18 protein-coding genes and 1 pseudogene are annotated in these 21,918 nt (G+C 73.2%); 15 read left to right on the top strand and 4 right to left on the bottom strand.

Annotated elements, in window-relative coordinates; translation table 11 throughout:
• Positions 1 to 166: 166 nt before the first annotated feature.
• Entirely contained in the window at positions 167 to 2,572 is a 2,406-nt protein-coding gene (locus tag ACLJTM_RS11460) for a SulP family inorganic anion transporter (protein WP_411103405.1), read from the bottom strand.
• A gap of 238 nt (positions 2,573 to 2,810) precedes the next feature.
• Here ACLJTM_RS11460 and ACLJTM_RS11455 point away from each other — a divergent pair, with 238 nt between their 5' ends.
• Positions 2,811 to 4,115 carry a hypothetical protein gene (locus ACLJTM_RS11455; RefSeq protein ID WP_411103782.1) on the top strand — a complete coding sequence of 435 codons (1,305 nt, stop codon included), beginning with the start codon at positions 2,811 to 2,813 and terminating at the stop codon, positions 4,113 to 4,115.
• On the opposite strand, the gene ACLJTM_RS11450 is transcribed toward ACLJTM_RS11455, so the two are convergent.
• Positions 4,069 to 5,109 carry an ATP-binding protein gene (locus ACLJTM_RS11450; RefSeq protein WP_411103404.1) on the bottom strand — a complete coding sequence of 347 codons (1,041 nt, stop codon included), beginning with the start codon at positions 5,107 to 5,109 and terminating at the stop codon, positions 4,069 to 4,071. The genes ACLJTM_RS11455 and ACLJTM_RS11450 overlap by 47 nt on opposite strands.
• Positions 5,110 to 5,218: 109 nt before the next feature.
• On the opposite strand from ACLJTM_RS11450, the gene ACLJTM_RS11445 reads away from it, so the two are divergent.
• A complete protein-coding gene (locus ACLJTM_RS11445; protein ID WP_411103403.1) occupies positions 5,219 to 6,040 on the top strand; it encodes an oxidoreductase in 822 nt (273 codons plus the stop codon).
• Between the two features lie 334 nt (positions 6,041 to 6,374).
• Here the strand turns inward: ACLJTM_RS11445 and ACLJTM_RS11440 are convergent, their stop codons facing one another.
• Positions 6,375 to 7,244 (bottom strand): HAD family hydrolase, encoded by an 870-nt coding sequence (locus ACLJTM_RS11440; protein WP_411103402.1) that lies wholly within the window; start codon positions 7,242 to 7,244, stop codon positions 6,375 to 6,377.
• A gap of 474 nt (positions 7,245 to 7,718) precedes the next feature.
• On the opposite strand from ACLJTM_RS11440, the gene ssd reads away from it, so the two are divergent.
• The 7 genes and pseudogenes from ssd to ACLJTM_RS11405 form a co-directional block, all read left to right on the top strand.
• Complete coding sequence (gene ssd, locus ACLJTM_RS11435; RefSeq protein ID WP_411103781.1) at positions 7,719 to 8,882, top strand: septum site-determining protein Ssd; 1,164 nt, start codon at positions 7,719 to 7,721, stop codon at positions 8,880 to 8,882.
• Positions 8,879 to 10,027: a TadA family conjugal transfer-associated ATPase gene (locus ACLJTM_RS11430; protein ID WP_411103401.1), complete on the top strand. Its 1,149-nt coding sequence runs from the start codon at positions 8,879 to 8,881 to the stop codon at positions 10,025 to 10,027. Before ssd ends, ACLJTM_RS11430 begins: the two co-directional genes overlap by 4 nt.
• Positions 10,024 to 10,911 carry a type II secretion system F family protein gene (locus ACLJTM_RS11425; protein ID WP_411103400.1) on the top strand — a complete coding sequence of 296 codons (888 nt, stop codon included), beginning with the start codon at positions 10,024 to 10,026 and terminating at the stop codon, positions 10,909 to 10,911. Before ACLJTM_RS11430 ends, ACLJTM_RS11425 begins: the two co-directional genes overlap by 4 nt.
• On the top strand, positions 10,908 to 11,687 hold the full coding sequence (locus ACLJTM_RS11420; protein ID WP_411103399.1) for a type II secretion system F family protein: 780 nt from the start codon (positions 10,908 to 10,910) through the stop codon (positions 11,685 to 11,687). Before ACLJTM_RS11425 ends, ACLJTM_RS11420 begins: the two co-directional genes overlap by 4 nt.
• Positions 11,688 to 11,831: 144 nt before the next feature.
• Positions 11,832 to 12,029, top strand: a complete 198-nt coding sequence (locus ACLJTM_RS11415) for a DUF4244 domain-containing protein (RefSeq protein WP_411103398.1) — start codon at positions 11,832 to 11,834, stop codon at positions 12,027 to 12,029.
• 118 nt (positions 12,030 to 12,147) lie between these two features.
• On the top strand, positions 12,148 to 12,477 hold the full coding sequence (locus ACLJTM_RS11410) for a TadE family type IV pilus minor pilin (RefSeq protein ID WP_411103397.1): 330 nt from the start codon (positions 12,148 to 12,150) through the stop codon (positions 12,475 to 12,477).
• Positions 12,369 to 12,731: pseudogene (locus ACLJTM_RS11405) on the top strand (Rv3654c family TadE-like protein); the annotation flags it as partial. The gene ACLJTM_RS11410 and the pseudogene ACLJTM_RS11405, both read left to right, overlap by 109 nt.
• Positions 12,732 to 12,869: 138 nt before the next feature.
• On the opposite strand, the gene ACLJTM_RS11400 reads toward ACLJTM_RS11405, so the two are convergent.
• Positions 12,870 to 15,269 carry a DEAD/DEAH box helicase gene (locus tag ACLJTM_RS11400; protein ID WP_411103396.1) on the bottom strand — a complete coding sequence of 800 codons (2,400 nt, stop codon included), beginning with the start codon at positions 15,267 to 15,269 and terminating at the stop codon, positions 12,870 to 12,872.
• Positions 15,270 to 15,431: 162 nt separating this feature from the next.
• Between ACLJTM_RS11400 and bldG the strand changes: the two genes are divergently transcribed.
• From bldG to ACLJTM_RS11370, 6 genes are all read left to right on the top strand, one after another.
• Complete coding sequence (bldG, locus tag ACLJTM_RS11395; protein WP_008743037.1) at positions 15,432 to 15,773, top strand: anti-sigma factor antagonist BldG; 342 nt, start codon at positions 15,432 to 15,434, stop codon at positions 15,771 to 15,773.
• Between the two features lie 99 nt (positions 15,774 to 15,872).
• On the top strand, positions 15,873 to 16,313 hold the full coding sequence (locus ACLJTM_RS11390) for an ATP-binding protein (RefSeq protein ID WP_411103395.1): 441 nt from the start codon (positions 15,873 to 15,875) through the stop codon (positions 16,311 to 16,313).
• Between the two features lie 271 nt (positions 16,314 to 16,584).
• Positions 16,585 to 18,987 carry a sodium-translocating pyrophosphatase gene (locus ACLJTM_RS11385; protein ID WP_411103394.1) on the top strand — a complete coding sequence of 801 codons (2,403 nt, stop codon included), beginning with the start codon at positions 16,585 to 16,587 and terminating at the stop codon, positions 18,985 to 18,987.
• A 160-nt stretch (positions 18,988 to 19,147) separates the two neighbouring features.
• Complete coding sequence (locus tag ACLJTM_RS11380) at positions 19,148 to 19,714, top strand: small secreted protein (protein ID WP_411103393.1); 567 nt, start codon at positions 19,148 to 19,150, stop codon at positions 19,712 to 19,714.
• A gap of 228 nt (positions 19,715 to 19,942) precedes the next feature.
• Positions 19,943 to 21,511 carry a methyltransferase gene (locus ACLJTM_RS11375; RefSeq protein ID WP_411103392.1) on the top strand — a complete coding sequence of 523 codons (1,569 nt, stop codon included), beginning with the start codon at positions 19,943 to 19,945 and terminating at the stop codon, positions 21,509 to 21,511.
• Positions 21,512 to 21,607: 96 nt separating this feature from the next.
• Positions 21,608 to 21,805 (top strand): hypothetical protein, encoded by a 198-nt coding sequence (locus ACLJTM_RS11370; protein ID WP_411103391.1) that lies wholly within the window; start codon positions 21,608 to 21,610, stop codon positions 21,803 to 21,805.
• Positions 21,806 to 21,918 lie beyond the last annotated feature (113 nt).

The raw sequence follows: 21,918 nt of genomic DNA, 5'->3' as shown, positions 1-21,918 counted from the left end.
GGCCCAGGTGACAAGGGGTAGCCGAGAATTGGTTTAGACCTATAGCACGTCTGGGCGGGGGCGGGCCACGCGAACGGCGCGCGAACGGCCCCTTCCCGCCACCGCGGCGGGGAGGGGCCGAACCGTTGCACGGATACGGGAGGCTACCGGTTCACCGGCGCCATGATCATGCGTGCTGGCCGACGCTGTCGAAGACCCGGCAGTCGAAGAAGTCCTCGCCCTCGGACAACAGGTACGCCTGTGCCTCGCCCACGTGGAAGTACATCCCGTGCAGTTCCAGGGTGCCCTCGGCGAGCCGGCGGGCCACCGCTTCGTGGGCCCGCAGGTGCTCCAGCTGCTGCACCACATTGGTCAGGCAGAGCTGCTCCACGGCGTCGGCAGGGAGCCGGCCCGCAATCCGCGCCCAGGCGTGGTGGGGGCTGGCCATCCGCTCCAGGCTGGGCAGCCCGTGCCGCAGCCAGCGGCGCAGCGGGGTCATGGGCATGGCGGGCGAGGAGGTGAGCAAGGCCTGCATCGCCCCGCAGCCCGAGTGACCGCAGACCGTGATGCTGCTGACCTGGAGCACGTCCACGGCGTACTCGATGGCCGCGGCGACGGAGTCGTCCGTGGACTCGGCCCCTGGCAGCGGGACCAGGTTCCCGACGTTGCGCACGGTGAACAGGTCGCCCGGGCCGCTGGCCGTGATCATGCTGGTCACCAGGCGGGAGTCCGCACAGGTGAGGAAGAGCTGCGAGGGCCGCTGGCCCTCGCGGGCCAGCCGGGCCAGCTCGTCCCGCACGTGCGGGGCGGTGTCCCGCTGGAAGGCGCTGATGCCGCTCGCCAGCTGGCCGGCTCCGCGCCGGCGTGACGACGGCGCCGAGGAAGCGGCCGGTGCCTCCTGCGCGTCCCCGATGCCCGCTGCCGTCCCCGCCGGCGCCGCCGCGGCCTCGCCGGCGGCCTCGCCGACCGCCTCCTCGGCGCCGTCGTCCCACGCGGGCCGGTGGTCGCAGTGGTTCTGCCACGGGGTCCAGGGGCGGCAGCACTGGTGGGCGCCGCGCTGGCCCGGCCGCCGGTCCCGCTCGGGCTCCGGGGCGCGGGCCGCGGAACGGCCGGTGAGCTCCAGTGAACCCCCGTGCGCCTGATGCGACTCCTGCCAGTCCTGCAGCGCCTCGTACGCCGCGTGGTCCATGAAGGATCCGTCCAGCTCGACCACCGCGTGCGCGTCGTGCGGGATCTGGTTCAGCACCCGGCTCAGCCGCGGGACCGCCAGGAAGGTCAACTGGCCGCGCACCCTGATGTGGTGGACCCCCTCGCGCTCCTCCATCGTGATCCTGGTCCGGGCCAGCCGGTGCAGGGCCATCGCCACGGCGACCGCGATGCCGACGGCGACGCCTTCCAGGACCCCGCCGAGCACCACGCCGATGATGGTGGCGGCGTAGACCAGGGACTCCTGGTGCCGGGTGACCGTCCGCAGGTGCGTCGCGCTCACCATCCGCACCCCGACCGCCATCACCAGGGCGGCCAGCGCGGCGAGCGGGATCAGGTCGAGGACCGGGACGAGCAGGCCTGCCGCCAGCATGATCCAGACGCCGTGCAGGATGACCGACCACCGGCTGACCGCACCGGACTTGACGTTGGCCACGCTCCGGGCGGCGCCGCCGGCGACGGGCAGGCCGCCCAGCGCCCCGGAGACGATGTTCGCGGCGCCCTGGCCGCGCAGCTCGCGGTTGAGGTCAGCGCGCGGCGGACGCCGGTCCGCCGGGCGTTCGGAGGCGATGAGCTTGTCCGTGGCGACCGCGGACAGCAGCGTCTCCACGCTGCCGACCAGGGTGACGGTCAGGACCGCGGCGACGAGTCCCGGCACCGAACCCTCGGGGAGTGAGGGCAGGACGTGGCTGCGCCACGACGGCAGGTCCACCCGGGGCAGGCTCAGCCCGGCCATAGCGGCGAAGGCGGTGGCCACGGCGACGGCCGCCAGGGCCGCCGGCACCTTGCGCGCGATGCGCCCCGGCCGCCCCGGCAGATGCGGCCAGGTGAACAGGACGGCCAGGGTCAGCACGCTGATGCCGAGGGCGGTCGGATGCAGGTCAGCCAACTGGGCGGGCAGGCCGCGGACGTTGGCGAGTGCGGAGCTCTGCGGGCTGCCGCCCAGCACGATGTGCAGCTGCGCCAGGGCGATCGTCACCCCGATGCCCGCCAGCATGCCGTGCACGATGGCGGGGCTCACCACCAGCGCGAAACGGGCGGTGTGCAGGGCGGCGAGGCCCAGTTGGCAGCAGCCGGCCAGGACCGTGATGGCACAGGTGGTGCGCCAGCCGTAACGCTGCACCAACTCGGCGGTGACGACGGTGAGTCCGGCGGCGGCCCCGCTGACCTGCAGCGGGGCTCCGCCGAGCCGCCCTGCGACGATCCCGCCGACCGCCGCGGCCACCAGGCCCGCCTGGAGCGGGGCCCCGGTGGCCAGGGCGATGCCGAGGGAGAACGGCAGGGCGATCAGGAAGACGGCGATGGATGCGGAGAGGTCGGCGGGCAGATCGGCGGGGAGCCCGGGCCGGGCTCCCCGGGAAGGGGCGGGAGGTGCGGTGGCAGTCATAAGGTCCCGTCTCCTCTGGGGAGGGATGAAGCGGCGGGAGTCTCAACACTCAGTAAACGGATGGTAATGGAGAGTAAAGATCAGTGGTGGGGAATGGGGGCAAATGGCCGATGAATTAGCACTGCGGAGTGAATAGGCATTTTTTACGGCTTGTCACATCTTCGTCTCACCACACCGCATGGGACGTTGCGGCGCGGAAGTCCTGCGACGGAACTGCGAGGGAGAGGTGGGGCGGATGATCGCCGCCACGAAGAAGATCGCCGGTGGGCTGGCCGCCACCGCGCTGGTGCTGGGCGCCGCCGGGTGCAGCGGCTCGGACTCCGGCAGGTCCCCCGGTTCCGGGGGTGCCAGGAAGGGCGTCGCCGCGCCGGAGCTCCCCGGCAGTGTGAACCGGCCCATCGGCGACGGCTCGACCGCCTACACGGGCCCGCAGCCGAACGTGCAGAAGCCCCGGAAGCTCAAGCCCGGCGAGAAGCCCCCGCAGTTCGTGGTGTTCTCCTGGGACGGGGCCGGCGAGGACAGCCAGAAGCTGTTCTCCCACTTCCGCGAGGTGGGCAGGAAGAACAACGCGCGGATGACCTACTTCCTCAGCGGCGTCTACATGCTGCCGGAGGAGAAGAGCTCCCTCTACACCGCGCCGCAGCACTCCGCCGGCCGCTCCGACATCGGCTTCGGCGACCTCCAGGGGATCAAGGACACCGCCACCCAGGTCCGCGCGGCCTGGCTGGAGGGCAACGAGATCGGCACCCACTTCAACGGGCACTTCTGCGGCCCCGACGGGGGCGTCGGCACCTGGTCCGTGGCGGAGTGGAAGAGCGAGATCAGCCAGGCGAAGTCCTTCGTCAAGAACTGGAAGAGCAATGCGGGCCTGAAGGACATGGCGCCGCTGCCCTTCGACTACGACAAGGAGCTCATCGGAGCCCGCACCCCCTGCCTGGAAGGCCAGAAGAACTTCATGCTGGCCGCGAAGGACCTCGGCTTCCGCTACGACTCCAGCGGCATCAGCAAGCAGATCTGGCCCAAGAAGACCGACGGGCTCTGGGACCTGCCGCTCCAGCTGGTGCCCATGCCGGGGCGCGCCTTCGACACGCTGAGCATGGACTACAACTACATGGTCAACCAGTCCGGGACGACCTCGCAGGGCGACCCCGCGCAGCACGAGTTCTGGGGCGACCAGATGCGCGACGGCCTGCGCCAGGCCTTCGACCGGGCCTACCAGGGCAACCGCGCGCCGCTGATCATCGGCAACCACTTCGAGTCCTGGAACGGCGGCACGTACATGCGGGCCGTCGAGGAGTCCATCGAGAGCATGTGCACCAAACCCGAGGTCCGCTGCGTCCCCTTCCGCGAGCTGGCCGACTGGCTGGACGCCCAGGACCCCAAGGTCCTGGAGTGGATGCGCACCCTCGACGTCGGCGAGGCGCCGAAGCAGGGCTGGGACAGGTTCCTGACCGCCGGGCCGCCGGCGAAGCCCGCGGCCCCCGCGGTGTCCGAGGTCAAGCAGGCTGAGGAGCCGGCTGCCGAAGGAGCGGACGAGGACTGACCTGCCCGCCCGGCTCCACCCGCTGCACCAGTTCCTCGTGCAGGACGAAACCGGGGTCGACCTGGTCCGCCAGGTCGGCTCCGGTCTTCGCGTTGCCCCAGCTCTCCGCGTTCTTGAGGTGGAAGCGCACCATCTGCTCGGTGTACCGGCCCCAGTCACGGTGCGCGTAGGAGTCGTCGGCCGCGTCCTGGAGGGTCTGCAGGGCCAGCCGGTTGGTGGCCTCCAGCAGTTCGAACGCGGCGGGGCGCCCCTTTTCCATGGCCCGGACCCAGTCCGAGTGCCCGACGGTGACCAGCAGGTCCTCGCCCACCTCGTCCTGGAGGAACTCGATGTCCTCCGTGCCCTGCACCTTGTTGCCGACCACCTTGAGGGTGATCCCGAAGTCCCGCGCGTACTCCTTGTACTGGCGGTAGACGGAGACGCCCTTGCGCGTCGGCTCCGCGACCAGGAAGGTCACGTCGAAGCGGGTGAACAGGCCGGAGGCGAAGGAGTCCGAACCGGCCGTCATGTCGACGACGACGTACTCCTCCGGGCCGTCGACCAGGTGGTTGAGGCACAGCTCCACCGCACCGACCTTGGAGTGGTAGCAGGCCACCCCCAGATCGGCCTCGGTGAAGGGGCCGGTGGCCATCAGCCGCACCGGGTCCCCGTCGAGGAGCAGGGTGCGGGCGCAGGCCTCGTACACCGGGTTGTCCTCGGTGACCGTCAGCAGCCGCGAGCCCGCGCCGGGCGGAGTGGTCTTGATCATCGTGTCCGGGGAGGCGATGCGCGGGTTGGACCCCCGCAGGTACTCCTTGATGAGGGGGAGGTGTGCGCCGAGGGCGGGCAGGCCGGCGGCCTCCTCCTCGCCGAGGCCGAGTGCGGCGCCCAGGTGCTGGTTGATGTCGGCGTCCACCGCGATGACGGGGGCTTCATTGGCGGCGAGGTGGCGGATGAAGAGCGAGGACAGCGTGGTCTTCCCGCTGCCGCCCTTTCCCACGAAAGCGATCTTCATGTTCACCAAGCGTAGTGGCTCCGTCGCGATGCGTGGCCTGGGTGAGTGAAGAAGACCACTCCAAGGAGGGGTCGGTGCCATGGGCCCGCAGTGCGTAGGCTCCCTACTTATGAGTAGCGCTTCTGACCCGCTGGCCGCACTGTCCGGCCTGCCGGGTGTCGCCGAGTCCGTGGATTCCGTACGCATGGCGGTGGACCGGGTCTACGGGCACCGGGTCATGCGCCGCCGCAGCGGGGAGATCACCTCGGAGGCCGCACTGCGCGGCGCCCGCGGGAGCGCGGCGCTGTCCGGGGCGGACTGGGCGCTGGAGGAGGTGCGCCGCCGGACCGACTTCGGCTCCGAGGCGCAGGCGAGGACGGTCGGTGCGGCGCTGCGGCTGACCGCCGAAGCCGGGCAACTGCTGAGCATCTGGCGCCAGTCGCCGCTGCGCGTCCTGGCCCGGCTCCACCTGGTGGCCTCGGGTTCGACGGCCGGGGGCGACGTGGTGGGCCGCCCGCGCCTGGCGGGTGAACCGGTGGACGAGCCGCTGGTGGACCTGCCGCTGCCGGATGCCCAGGAAGTCGCCGGCCGACTGGACGGCCTGTCCGCCCTGATCATCGCCGGCGGCTCCGCCCCCGCGCTGGTCACGGCGGCGGTGGTGCACGGGGAACTGCTCGCCCTGCGCCCCTTCGGCACCTTCAACGGCCTGGTGGCGCGGGCGGCCGAGCGGATCGTCCTCATCAACAGCGGCCTGGACCCCAAGGCGATCTGCCCGGCGGAAGTGGGCCACGCCGAACAGGGCAGCGCCGCGTACCTGGAGGCCTTCGCGGGCTACGTCTCCGGCACCGGTGAGGGGATGGCCGCGTGGATCGCCCACTGCGGACGGGCGATCGAGCTGGGCGTCCGCGAATCGACGGCGGTCTGCGAGGCCCTGCAGCGCGGCGCGGCCTGAACCGGACGGGCGCAGGGTTGCGGCGACACCGTCTTGCCTGGTGTCGCCGCTGGCACTCGCGCCCAGTTACCAAGCGTCCTCGAAGGTTGCCCATCAGGTCGGGAACTTTGCCCGTCACCTGGTGCGGCTGGCCCGTAATCGACGGGTCGACGTCGCGTGGGTGCTCGGCGTTCGTGCTTCGGTCCGTGGGCCTTACTGCGTATTAAAGATGATCCTCTCGGATGTTCTTTGGTCTCGCGGGCCGTTAACTTCTTTCTACTCCGCTCCGGGGATATGCGAAACCCCTGGCTCCACTTCTTTACTTTCGCCCGGCGATTCGGGGCAAACCGGGCGGTCAGGCGGAGGCGGCCGGGGCCCCTGCCCGGCGCCGGCTCGCGTACCAGACCAGCCCCGCGGTGGCGGCCGCTGCGCCCACCGCGGCCGCGGCGATCAGGGCGGGCCGTGCGGGCATCGACAGGCCGGGCAGCCGCTGCTTGAGCCGCACCGGACGGTTGAAGACGAGGACCGGCCACTCCCGCGCAAGCGCCTCCCGGCGCAGGGCGCGGTCCGGGTTGACGGCGTGCGGGTGCCCGACCGCCTCCAGCATCGGGATGTCCGTGGCCGAGTCGCTGTACGCGTAGCACCTCGCCAGGTCGTACCCCTCGGACTGCGCGAGCTCGCGGACGGCTTCCGCCTTCGTGGGTCCGTACGCGTAGTACTCGATCTCGCCGGTGAAGCAGCCGTCCTCGCCCACGACCATCCGGGTGGCGACGACCCGGTCGGCTCCGAGCATCTCCCCGATGGGCTCGACGACTTCGGCTCCGGAGGTCGAGACGATCACCACGTCCCGGCCCGCCGTGTGGTGGTCCTCGATGAGCGAGGCCGCCTCGTCGTAGATGATCGGGTCGATGAGGTCGTGCAGGGCCTCCGCGACGATCTCCCGCACCTGCTGCACGTTCCACCCCTTGCAGAGGGCGGACAGGTACTCGCGCATCCGTTCCATCTGGTCGTGGTCGGCGCCGCCGGCCAGGAAGATGAACTGCGTGTACGCGGTGCGGAGCACGGCGCGCCGGTTGATGAGCCCGCCTTGGTAGAAGGACTTGCTGAACGTCAGAGTGCTCGACTTCGCAATGACCGTCTTGTCCAGGTCGAAGAAGGCTGCGGTACGAGGCAAGGAGTGCGGCAAGGGCTGATTTTCCACGCCCCGAGCATATGCGCCCACCATTCGGCGTAAGGTGTGGCGCGTGGGTTTGCCTGAGAGGCCTCTCGGGTACACCATGGAAGTCACGGATCGTTCGCGACCGTGCTAACCCGGTCTGGCTCCTCCCCCCCCGAGTCGGACCGTGGGGACGACCCCCGCTCTCCCCCCCGGCGGGGGTCGTCGCATGTCCGGACGCGGTTCGCGTCCCTGCCTCGGCCCTGAGTGCTCACTCCTCCGGCCCTCCTCCCCGTTCCGTCCCGCCGCGCGGGATCTGCTCATCCACCCAGACGCGTGACGCTGCGTAGTGGTTCCGCCGCGCTCCGGAACTCACCTGGAGGAGTGGCGGAGATATCCACAACCGGCGGGATGTCCACAGTTTTCGATCAAGATCCACTTGTTTTTCGCGATCGCTGCAGGGTGATTCCAGCCGCGAAGTCCGCGGCGCTGGATTTGCAGTGCGAGGAGGCGGAGATCGTGGCGCGATCGAAAGCGTACGGAGTGCCGGAGTCCGCAGGTGCGGTCGGGACGAGGCCGTCGGCCGGGGCGGCGCCGGGCGGTGGACGGCCGCTGATCATCACCGAGGACCCCCTGCTCCTCGACGACCTGCTGCGGCTGTGCGCCGCCGCGGGCGCCGAACCGCACGTGCAGCACGCCGTGCCCGATCCGGCAGGGCCCGACGGCCCCGCCGGACCGGGCGCGGCCGACGGCGCCGGGCCCGGCTGGGAGAGCGCTCCGCTCGTCCTCGTCGGGGACGACGCCGCCCGGCGGGTGCGCGGCGCGCCCCGCCGGGACGGGGTGTTCCTCGTCGGACGCGACCTGGACGATCCCCGGGTCTGGCAGCAGGCCGTGGAGATCGGCGCCCAGGAGGTGCTCCGGCTGCCCGACGCCGAGAACCGGCTCGTCGACCGCATCGCCGATGTCGTCGAAGGCGCCGGACGCCCCGCCCTCACCGTCGGAGTGATCGGCGGGAGCGGCGGGGCGGGCGCCTCCACCCTCGCCTGCGCCCTCGCCCTGCGCGCAGCCCGCAGCGGGGAGCGGACCATCCTCATCGACGGCGACCCGCTCGGCGGAGGAATGGACGTCCTGCTCGGCGGCGAGGCCGCGGAGGGACTGCGCTGGCCCGACTTCGCGGCCTCCCGGGGGCGGGTCGGCGCCGGGGCGCTGGAGGAGTCCCTGCCCGCACTCCATCAGCTCAGGGTGCTCAGCTGGGACCGCGGGGACCGGGTCGTGGTGCCGCCCGCCGCGATGCGCTCGGTGGTGGCCGCCGCCCGCCGCCGCGGCGGGGTCGTGGTGGTGGACCTGCCCCGGCGGGTCGACGAAGCCGTGGCCGAGGTGCTGGCCCAGCTGGACCTGGTGCTGATGGTGGTGCCGGGCGAGCTGCGCTCGGTGGCCGCCGCGGGCCGGGTGGCGGCCGGGGTGCGGATGGTGGCCCGGGACGTGCGCGTGGTCGTCCGGGGCCGCGGCCCCGGCGGGCTCGACCCCGAGGCCGTCGCGGGCCTGCTGGGTGCTCCGCTGGCCGGGGAAGTGCCGGTCGAGGTCGGGCTGCCGGGGCGGGTGGCCGAGGGGGAGCCGCCGGGGTCGCAGGCGCGCAGCGCCCTGGCCCGGTTCTGCGACGGCTTCTGGCAGCGCGCGCTCGGGTCCCCCCAGGGGGTGCCGGCATGAGCACCCTGCTCCTGGATGCGGTGCGCCAGCAGCTGGCCGAGAGCGGGGCGGACCCGACACCCGCCCGGGTGGCCGCCGCCCTGCGGGCCCAGGGCCGGCTGCTGGGCGACACCGAAGTGCTCGGCGTCGCCGCCGAACTGAGGTCCCAGCTGGTCGGCGCCGGGCCACTGGAGGCGCTGCTCGCCGACCCGGACGTCACCGACGTCCTGGTGGCCGCCCCCGACCGGGTGTGGGTGGACCGGGGCGGCGGCCTGGAGCTGACCGCGGTGGCCTTCGACGGCCCCGACGACGTGCGCCGGCTCGCCCAGCGGCTGGCCGCCGTGGCCGGGCGGCGGCTGGACGACGCCCGGCCCTGGGTGGACGCACGCATGCCGGACGGCACCCGGCTGCACGCGGTGCTCCCACCGGTGGCCGTCGGATCGGCCTGCCTGTCGCTGCGGGTGGTACGGCCGAAGGCCTTCACCCTGGAGGAACTGGTGGCGGCGGGGACACTGCCGCCCGGAGGGCACCGGCTGCTCCGCGACATGATCGATGCGCGCTTGTCCTTCCTCGTGTCCGGGGGCACCGGCACCGGCAAGACCACCCTGCTCAGCGCTCTGCTGGGGCTGGTGGGACCCGCCGAGCGGATCGTGCTGGCCGAGGACTCGGCCGAACTGCGCCCCGACCATCCGCATGTGGTGCGGCTGGAGACCCGCCCGGCCAACCAGGAGGGGGCGGGGCTGGTCACCCTCGCCGACCTCGTGCGCCAGGCGCTGCGGATGCGGCCCGACCGGCTGGTGGTCGGCGAGGTCCGCGGAGCCGAGGTCACCCATCTGCTGGCCGCTCTGAACACGGGCCACGAGGGCGGTTGCGGCACCGTCCACGCCAATGCCGCCGCCCATGTCCCGGCCCGGCTGGAGGCCCTCGGTACGGCGGCGGGACTCGACCGGGCCGCCCTGCACAGCCAGTTGGCGGCGGCGCTCACCCTGGTGATCCACCTGGTCCGGGACCGGGAGGGGCGGCGCCGGGTGGCCGAGGTGCACGTGCTGGAGCGGGACGCCGCCGGGCTGGTGGTGACCGTACCGGCGCTGCGCTGGGGTGCGCGCGGCTTCGTCCGGGAGCAGGGCTGGGAGCGGCTGCGGCCCCTGCTGCGGGGTGCCCGGTGAGCGCGGGGGCGGTCGGCCTGCCCGTGCCGGTCCTCGCCGGGACGCTCTGTGCGGCTGCGGCCGCCTGGACGGTGGCCGGGGGAGACCGGGTCCGGCGGCGGGCCCGGGTGCTGATGGCCGGTGGCGTCCCGGGGCCGTCGGTGGGCCGGGTCCGCCGGGAGCGGCTGGTGGCTGTGGTGCAGGTGCGGGCCGGCCGCTGGCGGGAAGCGGCTCCGCTGGGCGCCGGGCTGCTGCTCGCCCTGCTGGGCGGGTCGGTGATCCCGCTGGCCGTGGGTGCGGCGGCGGTGCCGCTGGTCAGGCGCTGGCTGCGGGTGCGGGAGGGCGAGCGGGCCCGGGTGGCGCGGGCCGCCGGGGTGGCTGCCCTGTGCGGGGCCGCGGTGGGCGAGCTGCGGTCCGGGGCGCAGCCCGGGCAGGCGCTGACCGCGGCGCTGCGCCGGACCCTGCCGGGCCCGGGCGGTCCGGGGGCGGCGGAGGCCGCGTTGCTGGCCGCCGCGGCGTTCGCCGGGGACGTGCCGGCGGCCCTCCACCAGGCCGCACGGGAACCCGGTGCGCAGGGCCTGGCCGGGATGGCCGCCTGCTGGCGGGTGTCGGTGGACGGCGGCGCGGGGCTGGCCGCCGGGCTGGACCGCCTGGAGGCTGCTCTGCGGGCCGAGCGGGACCGGGAGGAGTCGCTGCGGGCCCAGTTGGCCGGAGCCAGGTCCACCGCGGTGGTGCTCGCTCTGCTGCCCCTCGTGGGCCTGCTCATCGGGACGGGGCTGGGTGCGGATCCCCTGCGGGTGCTGCTGCACACCCCGATGGGCTGGGGCTGCCTGCTGGCGGGGGCGCTGCTGGAAGCGCTGGGCCTGCTGTGGTGCAGCCGGATCGTCCGGGCGGGGGAGCGGTGACCGGGGCCGGGGCCGTCCACAGCCTGGGGGCGGCGCTGTGCCTCGCGTCGGCGGCGCTCGGGGCGGCTTCGCTGGCCTCGGGCCGGATGCGGGCGCGGGCCGCCCGGCGCCGGACCGAGGCGGTGCTCGCGGTACCCGCGCCGCGGGCCGGACCGGGGCCGGGCGCACGGGTCCGGGACGCGGCAGCGGCCTGGGCCGCGCCGGCCGGGGCGGTGCTCGCGGGCTGGGTGCTGCTCGGCGGGGCCGCCGGGATCGCGGTGGGCTGCGCGGCGGCCCTCGGGGTGTGGCGCCTGCGGGCACGGGCCCGGCCGCCGGCCGGGGTGGATCCGGCCGAGGCGGAGCGCCAGCTGCCCTTCGCGGCCGATCTGCTGGCCGCCTGCCTGGCGGCCGGTGCGGGCCCGGTGGAGGCCGCCGAGGTGGTCGGCGAGTCGCTGGGTGGTCCGGTGGGCGAGCGGTTGGCGCTGGCCGGGGCGGAGCTGCGGCTGGGCGGCGACCCGGCGGCGGCGTGGGGGCGGTTGGCGCAGGTGCCGAACGCCGGGGCGCTCGCGCAGTGCCTGGAGAGGGCGGCCCGCACCGGTGCGCCGGCGGCCGAGCCGGTCGCCCGGATCGCCTCGGCCCTGCGGGCGGACCGGGCCCGGCAGGCGGGAGCCCGGGCGCAGCGGGCGGCGGTCCTTGTCACCGCACCCGTGGGGCTGTGCTTTCTTCCCGCATTTCTCGCGATCGGGGTCGCGCCGGTGGTGATCGGTATGGCCTCGGGACTTCTGTCCGGCAGCTGATCTGCACGGGGTGCCGCAGAAGATCTCCGGGGGTGTGCGGAATGACCATCTGAAGTGACATCTGAAGTGACAAGCGACCACGACGAGTGGCCGGTATCGGAAAACCGGTACCGGAAAAGACGACGGAAATACATGGAGGCTGTCATGAGGATCATCCTGGTTCGCGTGCGGGCGGCGCTGAAGGGCTGCCGGAACGACGCGGGGATGTCCACGTCGGAATACGCCATGGGCACGATCGCGGCGTGTGCATTCGCGGCTGTTCTGTACAAGGTGGTGACGAGTGACGTGGTCTCCACGGCACTTCAGTCGACCATCGGGAAGGCCCTCGATGTGCCGTTCTGAGGCTCGTTTCCCAAGCAGTCCCGAGGGCTGCCCCGAGGGCACTCCCGAGGGCCGCTCCGGGGCGGGCGGGAGGCGGACGGCCCGCGCCAGGGCGCACGGCCTCGGCGACCGGGGATACGTGACCGCGGAAGCCGCTCTGGTGATTCCCGCCCTGGTGCTGTTCGCTGCGCTGCTGGTGTGGGCGCTGATGGCGGCGGCCGCGCAGATCCGGTGCGTGGACGCGGCCCGGGCCGGTGCCCGGGCCGCGGCCCGGTCGGAACCGGTGGAGGTGGCGGTGGCAGCGGCCCGGGGGGCCGCGCCGGCCGGGGCGGAGGTGCAGGTGGAGCGGGCGGGCGACCTGTGGCGGGTCCGGGTGGCGGCGCCGGCGCCGGGGCCGGAAGCGCTGCCCGTACGGCTCGGTGCCGAGGCGGTGGCCCTGGCGGAGGACAGCGTGGGGCCGCCGCCGTGAGCCGGGACCGGGGCTCGGCCACGGTGTGGGCGGCGCTGACGGCCACCGTGCTGGGCGCGGTGTTCGGCGGGGTGCTGCTGCTCGGACAGGCGGTGGCGGCCCGGCACCGGGCGGCTGCGGCCGCCGACCTGAGCGCCTTGGCCGCCGCGGCGTACTGGGCGCACGGCCCCGAGGCGGCCTGCGGGGCGGCGCTGCGGGTGGCTCGCGCCCAGGGGGCGGTGCTCGCCGTGTGCCGGGTGGAGGGCGAGGTCGCCGAGGTCACGGCCCGGGTGCGGGCGGGGCCCTACAGCCCCGGCGTACGGTCCCGTGCCGGCCCGCCGCCGGGCCCCGGCAGGGACGGGCACCCGGGCGGGCCGGGCCGCCATGGGGCGCTTGCGGCGAGTGGGGGAATTTCAGGCCTCCGGAGCCGCGGGGGTGTCCTCGGGCGGGGCGCCGGCGAGGAGGTGGTCGAGGAGGCGGACGGCGCCGCGTTTGTGGAGGGGGTCGTTGCCGTTGCCGCACTTGGGCGACTGGATGCAGGAGGGGCACCCGGCCTCGCACTCGCAGGCCGCGATCGCGTCCCGGGTCGCCGTCAGCCAGGCGCGGGCGGTGTGGAAGCCCCGCTCGGCGAAGCCGGCGCCGCCGGGGTGGCCGTCGTAGACGAAGACCGTGGGGAGGAGGGTGTCGGGATGCAGCGGCACGGAGACGCCGCCGATGTCCCAGCGGTCGCAGGTGGCGAACAGCGGGAGCAGGCCGATGGAGGCGTGTTCGGCGGCGTGCAGCGCTCCGCCGAGGATCTCCGGGCTGATCCGGGCCTCGTCGAGCTGGTCCTCGGTGACCGTCCACCACACCGCCCGGGTGCGCAGGGTGCGCGGGGGCAGGTCCAGCTTGGCCTCGCCCAGGACCTCGCCGGTGATCAGCTTGCGGCGCAGGTAGGACACGACCTGGTGGGTGACCTCGACGGAGCCGTAGCACAGGCGCGCCGAGCCCCAGGGGATCTCGGTCTCGGTCTCCAGGACGGACAGGGAGGTGGTGTCGCGGGCGGTGGTGGAGAAGGGCGGATCGGCCTGCTCGACGAGCGCCACCGAGTCCTCCAGGTCCAGGTGCTGCACCAGGTAGGTGCGGCCCTGGTGGAGGTGGACGGCGCCGTCGTGGACGGCGGTGTGGGCCGCAGACTCCTCGACGGTGCCGAGCAGCCGCCCGGTTGCGGCCTCCACGATCTGCACCGGGCGGCCCCCGCCGCCGCGGATGTCGGTGAGGTCCGAGGCCCGCTCGCGCCGGGTCCAGTGCCAGGCCGCGGCCCGCCGGCGGAGCAGCTTGGCGGCCTCCAGCTGGGGGAGCAGTTCGGCCGTCGAGGGGCCGAAAAGAGCCAGATCCGACGCGGTCAGCGGCAGCTCCGCGGCGGCCGCGCACAGGTGCGGTGCGAGGACGTACGGGTTGTCCGGGTCCAGCACGGTGGCCTCCACCGGCTGCTCGAACAGCGCCTGCGGATGGTGGACCAGGTAGGTGTCCAGCGGGTCGTCCCGGGCGACCAGCACGGCCAGGGCGCCCTGCCCCGCGCGCCCGGCGCGGCCCGCCTGCTGCCACAGGGAGGCCCGGGTGCCCGGGTACCCGGTGATCAGTACGGCGTCCAGGCCGGCGACGTCCACGCCGAGCTCCAGGGCGGTCGTCGCGGCCAGCCCGAGCAGCTCTCCGGAGTGCAGGGCCCGCTCCAGGGCCCGGCGCTCCTCGGGGAGGTAGCCGCCCCGGTAGGCCGCGACCCTCCGCACCAGTGAGCGGTCGACCGCTGCCAGGCGTTCCTGGGCGATCACGGAGATGAGCTCGGCGCCGCGCCGGGAGCGTACGAAGGCCACCGTGCGGACCCCCTGCACGACCAGGTCCGTCAGCAGGTCGGCGGTCTCCGCGGTGGCGGTGCGGCGGACGGGGGCGCCCCGCTCGCCCCGGAGCTCGGTGAGCAGCGGCGGCTCCCACAGGGCGAAGACGACCTCGCCGCGGGGGGAGGCGTCGTCGGTGATCTCCGTCACCGCCGTCCCCGTCAGCCGGGACGCCGCGGCCGCCGGGTCGCTCGCGGTGGCGGAGGCCAGCAGGAAGACGGGTTCGGAGCCGTAGCGGGCGCACAGCCGCCGCAGCCGGCGCAGCACCTGGGCCACGTGGGAGCCGAATACTCCCCGGTAGGTGTGGCATTCGTCGATCACCACGTAGCGCAGGGCCCGCAGGAAGGAGGACCAGCGGGGGTGGCCCGGGAGGATCCCGCGGTGCAGCATGTCGGGATTGGTGAGCACGTAGTTGGCGTACTGGCGCACCCATTCGCGTTCCTCGACGGGCGTGTCCCCGTCGTAGACGGCCGGCCGCACCGCGTTGCCCAGGGGGGCGGACAGCTCCCGTACGGCGCGCCGCTGGTCGGCCGCCAGGGCCTTGGTGGGGGCCAGGTACAGGGCGGTGGCGCCGCGCCCGTTGGGGGCCTCGGCCCCGTCGGCCAGTGCGGAGAGCAGCGGCGCCAGGTAGGCCAGCGACTTCCCCGAGGCGGTTCCGGTGGCGACGACCACGGACTCGCCGTCCAGGGCGAGCTCGGCCGCGGCGGCCTGGTGCTCCCACGGATGGTCGATCCCGGCGGCCTGGATCGCGGCCACGACATCCGTACGGATGCGGTCGGGCCAGACCGCATGACGACCCGCCCGAGGGGGCAAGTGCTCCGTATGGGTGATGCGCGCAGCCCGGGAAGACCCCCGTGACAAGCGGTCCAGGACCGTGCCGGGGGTGGGTCTGGCGTCCACGGGTGCCGTGGGCCGTCCGGGGCGGTGAGTATTGGCCATTGGAAGTGAGTGTGTCACTGGCGTGCGGGACAATGGTCCCAAGGCGTCGTGCGCGCCTGCCGGTAAGTGATTGAATGCCGTTGCGGCAGCCAATCCCTCGCCTACCTTCGGGTGGTGAGGCCCCTGGGGGGCGCCGCTCGATAGCAAGGTGCTGGAGGATCCGTGGACCTGTCCCTGTCGACTCGCACTGTCGGCGACCGTACGGTCGTAGAGGTCGGTGGCGAGATTGATGTGTATACCGCGCCCAAGCTGCGCGAGCAGTTGGTCGAGTTGGTGAACGACGGCAGCTACCACCTGGTCGTCGACATGGAGCGAGTGGACTTCCTCGACTCCACCGGGCTTGGTGTGCTCGTGGGAGGCCTCAAGCGCGTCCGCGCGCACGAGGGTTCGCTGAGACTGGTGTGCAACCAGGAGCGCATCCTGAAGATCTTCCGGATCACCGGTCTGACCAAGGTGTTCCCGATCCACACGACGGTGGAAGACGCCGTCAACGCCACCGACTGACGGCTCCGGCGGCAAGGAGCCGGCAAGCAGAGCGGGGGTACCGGGCCACGGTGGTCCGGGCCCCTGTCAAGGCACGCCCGTAGTCCGAGGGGGACGCGCATGGCCACCGTTGAACTGCGCTTCAGCGCCCAGCCCGAACACGTCCGGACGGCCCGCCTGGTCGCGGCCGCCGTGGCGCGCCGGGCCGGCGTGGAGGAAGCCGTCCTCGACGAGGTCCGCCTCGCCGTGGGCGAGGCCTGCTCGCGCGCCGTCGGACTCCATCGGAGCAACGGTCTGACCGCGCCGGTCCGGGTCGTGCTGACCGAGGAGGAGAAGGTGTTCTCCATCGAGGTCGGCGACGACGTCCCCGGACCGGCCGGCGGCCCGGTCGAAACCGTGCCCGGCATCGAAGCGGTCCTGGACCCCGACATCGAGGGCGAGGACGAGATGGGGCTCGCGGTGATCAGCGGACTCGTCGACGACGTCGAGGTGACCACCGGGGATGCGGGCGGAACCATCCGGATGAGCTGGCCGGTGTCCTCGGCCGGTGATCTCCGCTAGACGAGCCGCGCCGGAGATCCGCGGCCGGACCCGCCGTCATATCGTCCGATCTTTATTCAGGCCCTGCTGAGCAGGGCCTTTTTCATGTCCCGCGCCGCATGACCGGTCGTCAATGGCTTTGCCCCATTACTTCTTTCGAGGGTAATGGAGTGACGCGATCTATTGCTGAGGGGCGCGTGCAGGCCAATTCGGTTTCCTGCGCACTGTTTTGATCAGGGCGTGCTCCCTACAATCCGTCCACATCTTGAGCTCATCGCGTCAAGGAGGACGAATGACGGGGCTCTTCACCCCTATCGCGCCGGATCGCACCACGGATCTGGCAGCCGCAGTACTCACCGATGACAATCGGCTCATCGTGATCGTCATTGCGGCCGTGGCACTGGCCGCACTCGTCGTCGCGCAGATCCTGGTCCGCCAGGTCCTCGCCGCCGACGAGGGAACCGACAGCATGAAAGAGATCGCCGCGGCGGTCCAGGAAGGCGCCAACGCCTACCTGGGGCGGCAGTTGCGCACGCTCGGCGTCTTCGCCGTCGTGGTCTTCTTCCTGCTCTTCCTGCTCCCCGCAGACGACTGGTCGCAGCGGTCGGGGCGGTCGGCCTTCTTCCTCGTGGGCGCGCTCTTCTCGGCGGCCACCGGCTACATCGGCATGCGGCTCGCCGTCCGCGCCAACGTCCGCGTCGCCGCGGCCGCGCGCGAGGCGACCCCGGCCGAGGGCGAGCCCGCCAAGGACCTGACCGAGGTCTCCCACAAGGCGATGAAGATCGCCTTCCGCACGGGCGGCGTGGTCGGCATGTTCACCGTCGGCCTCGGCCTCCTCGGCGCCTCCTGCGTCGTACTGGTCTACGCAGCCGACGCGCCCAAGGTCCTGGAGGGCTTCGGTCTCGGCGCCGCACTCATCGCGATGTTCATGCGTGTCGGCGGCGGCATCTTCACCAAGGCCGCCGACGTCGGCGCCGACCTGGTCGGCAAGGTCGAGCAGGGCATTCCGGAGGACGACCCGCGCAATGCCGCGACCATCGCCGACAACGTGGGCGACAACGTCGGCGACTGTGCCGGAATGGCCGCCGACCTCTTCGAGTCCTACGCCGTCACCCTGGTGGCCGCACTGATCCTCGGCAAGGTGGCCTTCGGCGACCTGGGCCTGGCCTTCCCGCTGATCGTCCCTGCCATCGGCGTGGTCACCGCCATGATCGGCATCTTCGCGGTGTCCCCCCGGCGCTCCGACCGCAGCGGGATGACCGCCATCAACCGCGGGTTCTTCATCTCCGCGGTGATCTCCCTGGTGCTGGTCGCGATCGCCGTCTACGCCTACCTGCCGGCCACCTACAAGGAGCTCGCCGGCGTCGAGGACGCCGCCATCGCGAACCACGCCGGCGACCCGCGCATCCTGGCCGTCGTCGCCGTCGCCATCGGCATCGTCCTCGCGGCCCTGATCCAGCAGCTGACCGGCTACTTCACCGAGACCAGCCGGCGCCCCGTCCGGGACATCGGCAAGTCCTCCCTGACCGGCGCCGCCACCGTGGTCCTCGCCGGCATCTCCGTCGGCCTGGAGTCCGCCGTCTACACCGCGCTGCTCATCGGACTCGGCGTCTACGGTGCGTTCCTGCTCGGCGGCACGTCGATCATGCTCGCCCTCTTCGCGGTGGCCCTGGCCGGCACGGGCCTGCTCACCACCGTCGGCGTCATCGTCGCCATGGACACCTTCGGACCGGTCTCCGACAACGCCCAGGGCATCGCGGAGATGTCCGGTGACGTCGAGGGCGCCGGCGCGCAGGTGCTGACCGACCTGGACGCCGTGGGCAACACGACGAAGGCCATCACCAAGGGCATCGCCATCGCCACGGCCGTGCTCGCCGCGGCCGCGCTCTTCGGCTCGTACAACGACGCCATCGCCACCGCCGTCAAGGAAGTCGGGGCCAAGGCCGGGGAGATGAACCTCAGCCTGGACATCGCCCAGCCCAACAACCTCGTCGGGCTGATCCTCGGCGCGGCCGTCGTGTTCCTGTTCTCCGGCCTCGCCATCAACGCGGTCTCCCGCTCCGCGGGCGCGGTGGTCTACGAGGTGCGCCGGCAGTTCCGCGAGCACCCCGGGATCATGGACTACAGCGAGAAGCCCGAGTACGGGCGCGTCGTCGACATCTGCACGAAGGACGCGCTGCGCGAACTCGCCACGCCCGGCCTGCTCGCCGTCCTCACCCCGATCGCGGTGGGCTTCTCCCTCGGTGTCGGTGCCCTCGGCTCCTTCCTGGCGGGAGCGATCGGCACGGGCACCCTGATGGCGGTCTTCCTCGCCAACTCCGGTGGCGCGTGGGACAACGCGAAGAAGCTCGTCGAGGACGGCCACCACGGCGGCAAGGGCAGCGAGGCCCACGCCGCGGTCGTCATCGGCGACACGGTCGGCGACCCGTTCAAGGACACCGCCGGCCCGGCCATCAACCCGCTGCTCAAGGTCATGAACCTGGTGGCCCTGCTGATCGCCCCCGCCGTCGTGCAGTTCAGCTACGGGGACGACACCAGCCCCGCCGTGCGGGCCGTCGTCGCGGTCATCGCGATCGGCATCATCGTCGGCGCGGTGTTCGTGTCCAAGCGCCGCGGCATCGCGGTCGGCGACGAGGGCGAAGGCGCAGCCGCCGAGCGGGTGGCCCAGTCCTCGGATCCCGCAACGGTCTCCTGACCCGGTCCGACCGGAACCGGGGCGGAGCCGGGCAGGGCCGGCGGTACGACCGAACGGCGGACGGGCGGCGCGGACTGACGCGCCGTCCGTCCGCCTTTGTACGTCACCGGATGGCAGGCGTGTATCTTCCGGGCCGAGAGCCTTCGAAGGGACCAATCCGGTGAACAAGAAGCTTGCGGCCGCCTTGTCGGGCGGTGCGGTGCTGATGCTCGTCCTGTCCGGCTGCGGCGGGGACGACGGCGACAAGAAGGCCGACGCCTGGGCCAAGAAGGTCTGCGACCAGTGGCAGCCCGAACTGAAGAAGATCGAGACGGCCAACGCCGACATCAAGCGCGTGGCCACGGAGAGCAGCAAGCCGCAGGAGGTCCAGCAGACCGACTCGGCGGCCTTCGCCACGATGTCCGAGTCGTACAAGACGATGGGCACGGCCCTGCAGAGCGCGGGCGTCCCGCCGGTCAAGGACGGGCAGGCGACCCAGGCCGAGGCCGTCAAGGGCTTCGAGTCGACCTCCAAGGGCTACGCCGACCTGAAGACCAGGATGGACAGCCTCGACCCCAACGACCAGACCAAGTTCGCCGAGGGGCTCAAGGAGCTCGCAGGCGGCCTGGAGGCGGCGACGACGGGCGGCAAGGAAGCCCTCGCGCAGCTCAAGGCGGGCGGCCTGGAGAAGGCCATGAACAGCCAGAAGGGCTGCCAGGTGACGGCGGCTTCGCCGTCGCCGAACTAGACCGGCGGACGGCGGCTTCGCGGCACCGAAGCGGGCCGGCGGACACGGCCTGACGCAGCGCCCCCGGTGCAGGGCGGCCGCGGTTCCGGAAAGGGGCTGCGGCCGCCCTGCCGCATGCGGGGCCCCGGAGCGCCCCGGCGGCGGGCGCGTGCGCCGGGGTCTGCGCCCGGCCCACGCCGAAGCCCGCGTGGCGCACGCAATGCCGGTGCCAGCGGACACAATGGTGCGGTGAGTACCACCAGCCTTCCCTCGCCCGGCCGCGCCGCCGAACTCCGCGAAGCCCTGCTCGCCGCCGGCTTCACCGCCGACGGGCTGCTCGACCTGCTCGGTGCCCCCGCCTACGCCGCCCTGGCCCGCAGTGAGACCGTCCCCGCCCTGCGCGCCACGCGCGGCGACGGCCCGCTCAGCGCCCTGGTCCGGCTGTTCCTGCTCCAGCAGCCGGCCCCGTACGCCCGCGCGCAGGCCGCCCTGCCCGTCGACGCGGCGCTGGCCGACGGCTGGCTGCGGCGGGGGGCGGCCGCCGACGGCGAGGACGCGGAGGCGGTGTACGCCGCCGTCGACGTGCGTCCGTACGGCGGGCCCGACGGCGAGGACTGGTACATCGTCTCGGACCTCGGCTGCGCCGTCGGCGGGGCAGGCGGGATCGGCCGCCGGGAGGAGGCCGTCGTCCTCGGTGTCGGCGGGGCCTCCACCACGCTGGCCGGGATCACCGTGCGCACCCCGGTCGGCTCCGCCCTCGACCTCGGCACCGGATCGGGCATCCAGGCCCTGCACGCCGCCCAGCACGCCACCCGGGTCACGGCCACCGACGTCAACCCCCGGGCCCTGGAGTTCACCCGTCTGACCCTGGCGCTCTCCGGCGCCCCGGCGGCGGAACTGCTCACCGGTTCGCTCTACGAGCCGGTCGGCGACACCTCGTACGACCTGATCGTGTCGAACCCGCCGTTCGTGATCTCCCCCGGCGCCCGCCTCACGTACCGCGACGGCGGCATGGGCGGCGACGACCTGTGCCGCAGCGTGGTCCAGCAGGCGGGCGACCACCTCAACCCCGGCGGATACGCGCAGTTCCTCGGCAACTGGCAGCACGTGGACGGCGAGGACTGGCGCGACCGGCTGCGCTCCTGGGTGCCGCGGGGCTGCGACGCCTGGATCGTGCAGCGCGACGTGCAGGACGTCACGCAGTACGCGGAGCTGTGGCTGCGCGACGCGGGCGACCACCGCTCGGACCCCGCCGAGTACCAGCGGCGGTACGAGGACTGGCTGGACGAGTTCGAGGCCCGCAACACCAAGTCCGTCGGCTTCGGCTGGATCACCCTGCGCCGCAGCGACGCGCCCGAGCCCTCGATCGTGATCGAGGAATGGCCGCACTCGGTGGAGCAGCCGCTCGGCGAGACCGTCCTGGCCCATTTCGCCCGCCAGGACTACCTGCGCGACCACGACGACGCGGCGCTGCTTGAGGGCTACTTCCTGCTCGGTGCGGAGGTGGTGCAGGAGCAGGTCGGCGCGCCCGGCGCGGAGGATCCGGAGCACGTCGTCCTGCGGCAGAACCGCGGGATGCGGCGCGCCACCAAGGTCGACACGGTCGGCGCGGGCTTCGCCGGAGTGTGTGACGGCTCACTGAGCGCGGGCCGGATCCTCGACGCGATCGCCCACCTGGTGCAGGAGGACCCGGTCGTCCTGCGCGACCGTACGCCGGAGGCCATCCGGATGCTGGTCGAGCAGGGCTTCCTGGAGCCGGCGGCGCCGGTTCCGGACGCGGGCCCCGGAGCCGGGAAGCCGGCCGACCCCATGATGTAACCCCGAGTTCGGTTCCCGTCCTCCCGGGGCTGGCAGGCTCACCGCCAGCCGGATCCGGGGGGATCCGGGGAGCGGCTCGGGGAAGAGGGGAACGGCATGGAGACAGGCCCGGCGATCTTCGCGGCGACCGTGTTCCTGCTGTTCGGAGCCGCTCTGCTGGTCTGGACGGGGGCGCGCGCCCTGCACGGCGCGCCGGTGGCGGAAGGCGTGCGCCCCGTCGTGGCCGTACCGCTGGCGGTGCTCGCCGGCGCCGGATCGCTCGCCCTCGGCGTGTGGTGCCTCGCACAGCTCTGAACCGGAGCGCGGGACCGCCGGGGGACTGGCTGGTAAGTGCACGTCGGAGCGGGTGCGGGGGCCCGTCCGCGGGCGGGGCCAGACGGCCCCCCGGCCACCCCGCCCGGTGATCG

The sequence above is a fragment of the Streptomyces sp. cmx-4-9 genome, from assembly GCF_046548835.1.
GTDB lineage: Bacteria > Actinomycetota > Actinomycetes > Streptomycetales > Streptomycetaceae > Streptomyces.
The sequence above is the reverse complement of the archived record's forward strand: the minus strand, read 5'-3'. Positions and strand labels throughout refer to the sequence as shown.

Coding starts and splice junctions, on each gene's coding strand:
- ACLJTM_RS11385 (WP_411103394.1), top strand. CDS start 16,585: ATGACGGGGCTCTTCACCCCTATCGCGCCGGATCGCACCACGGATCTG.
- ACLJTM_RS11370 (WP_411103391.1), top strand. CDS start 21,608: ATGGAGACAGGCCCGGCGATCTTCGCGGCGACCGTGTTCCTGCTGTTC.
- ACLJTM_RS11400 (WP_411103396.1), bottom strand. CDS start 15,269: ATGGCCAATACTCACCGCCCCGGACGGCCCACGGCACCCGTGGACGCC.
- ACLJTM_RS11450 (WP_411103404.1), bottom strand. CDS start 5,109: ATGAAGATCGCTTTCGTGGGAAAGGGCGGCAGCGGGAAGACCACGCTG.
- ACLJTM_RS11440 (WP_411103402.1), bottom strand. CDS start 7,244: ATGGTGGGCGCATATGCTCGGGGCGTGGAAAATCAGCCCTTGCCGCAC.
- ACLJTM_RS11415 (WP_411103398.1), top strand. CDS start 11,832: ATGAGGATCATCCTGGTTCGCGTGCGGGCGGCGCTGAAGGGCTGCCGG.
- ACLJTM_RS11460 (WP_411103405.1), bottom strand. CDS start 2,572: ATGACTGCCACCGCACCTCCCGCCCCTTCCCGGGGAGCCCGGCCCGGG.
- ACLJTM_RS11390 (WP_411103395.1), top strand. CDS start 15,873: ATGGCCACCGTTGAACTGCGCTTCAGCGCCCAGCCCGAACACGTCCGG.
- ACLJTM_RS11445 (WP_411103403.1), top strand. CDS start 5,219: ATGAGTAGCGCTTCTGACCCGCTGGCCGCACTGTCCGGCCTGCCGGGT.
- ACLJTM_RS11430 (WP_411103401.1), top strand. CDS start 8,879: ATGAGCACCCTGCTCCTGGATGCGGTGCGCCAGCAGCTGGCCGAGAGC.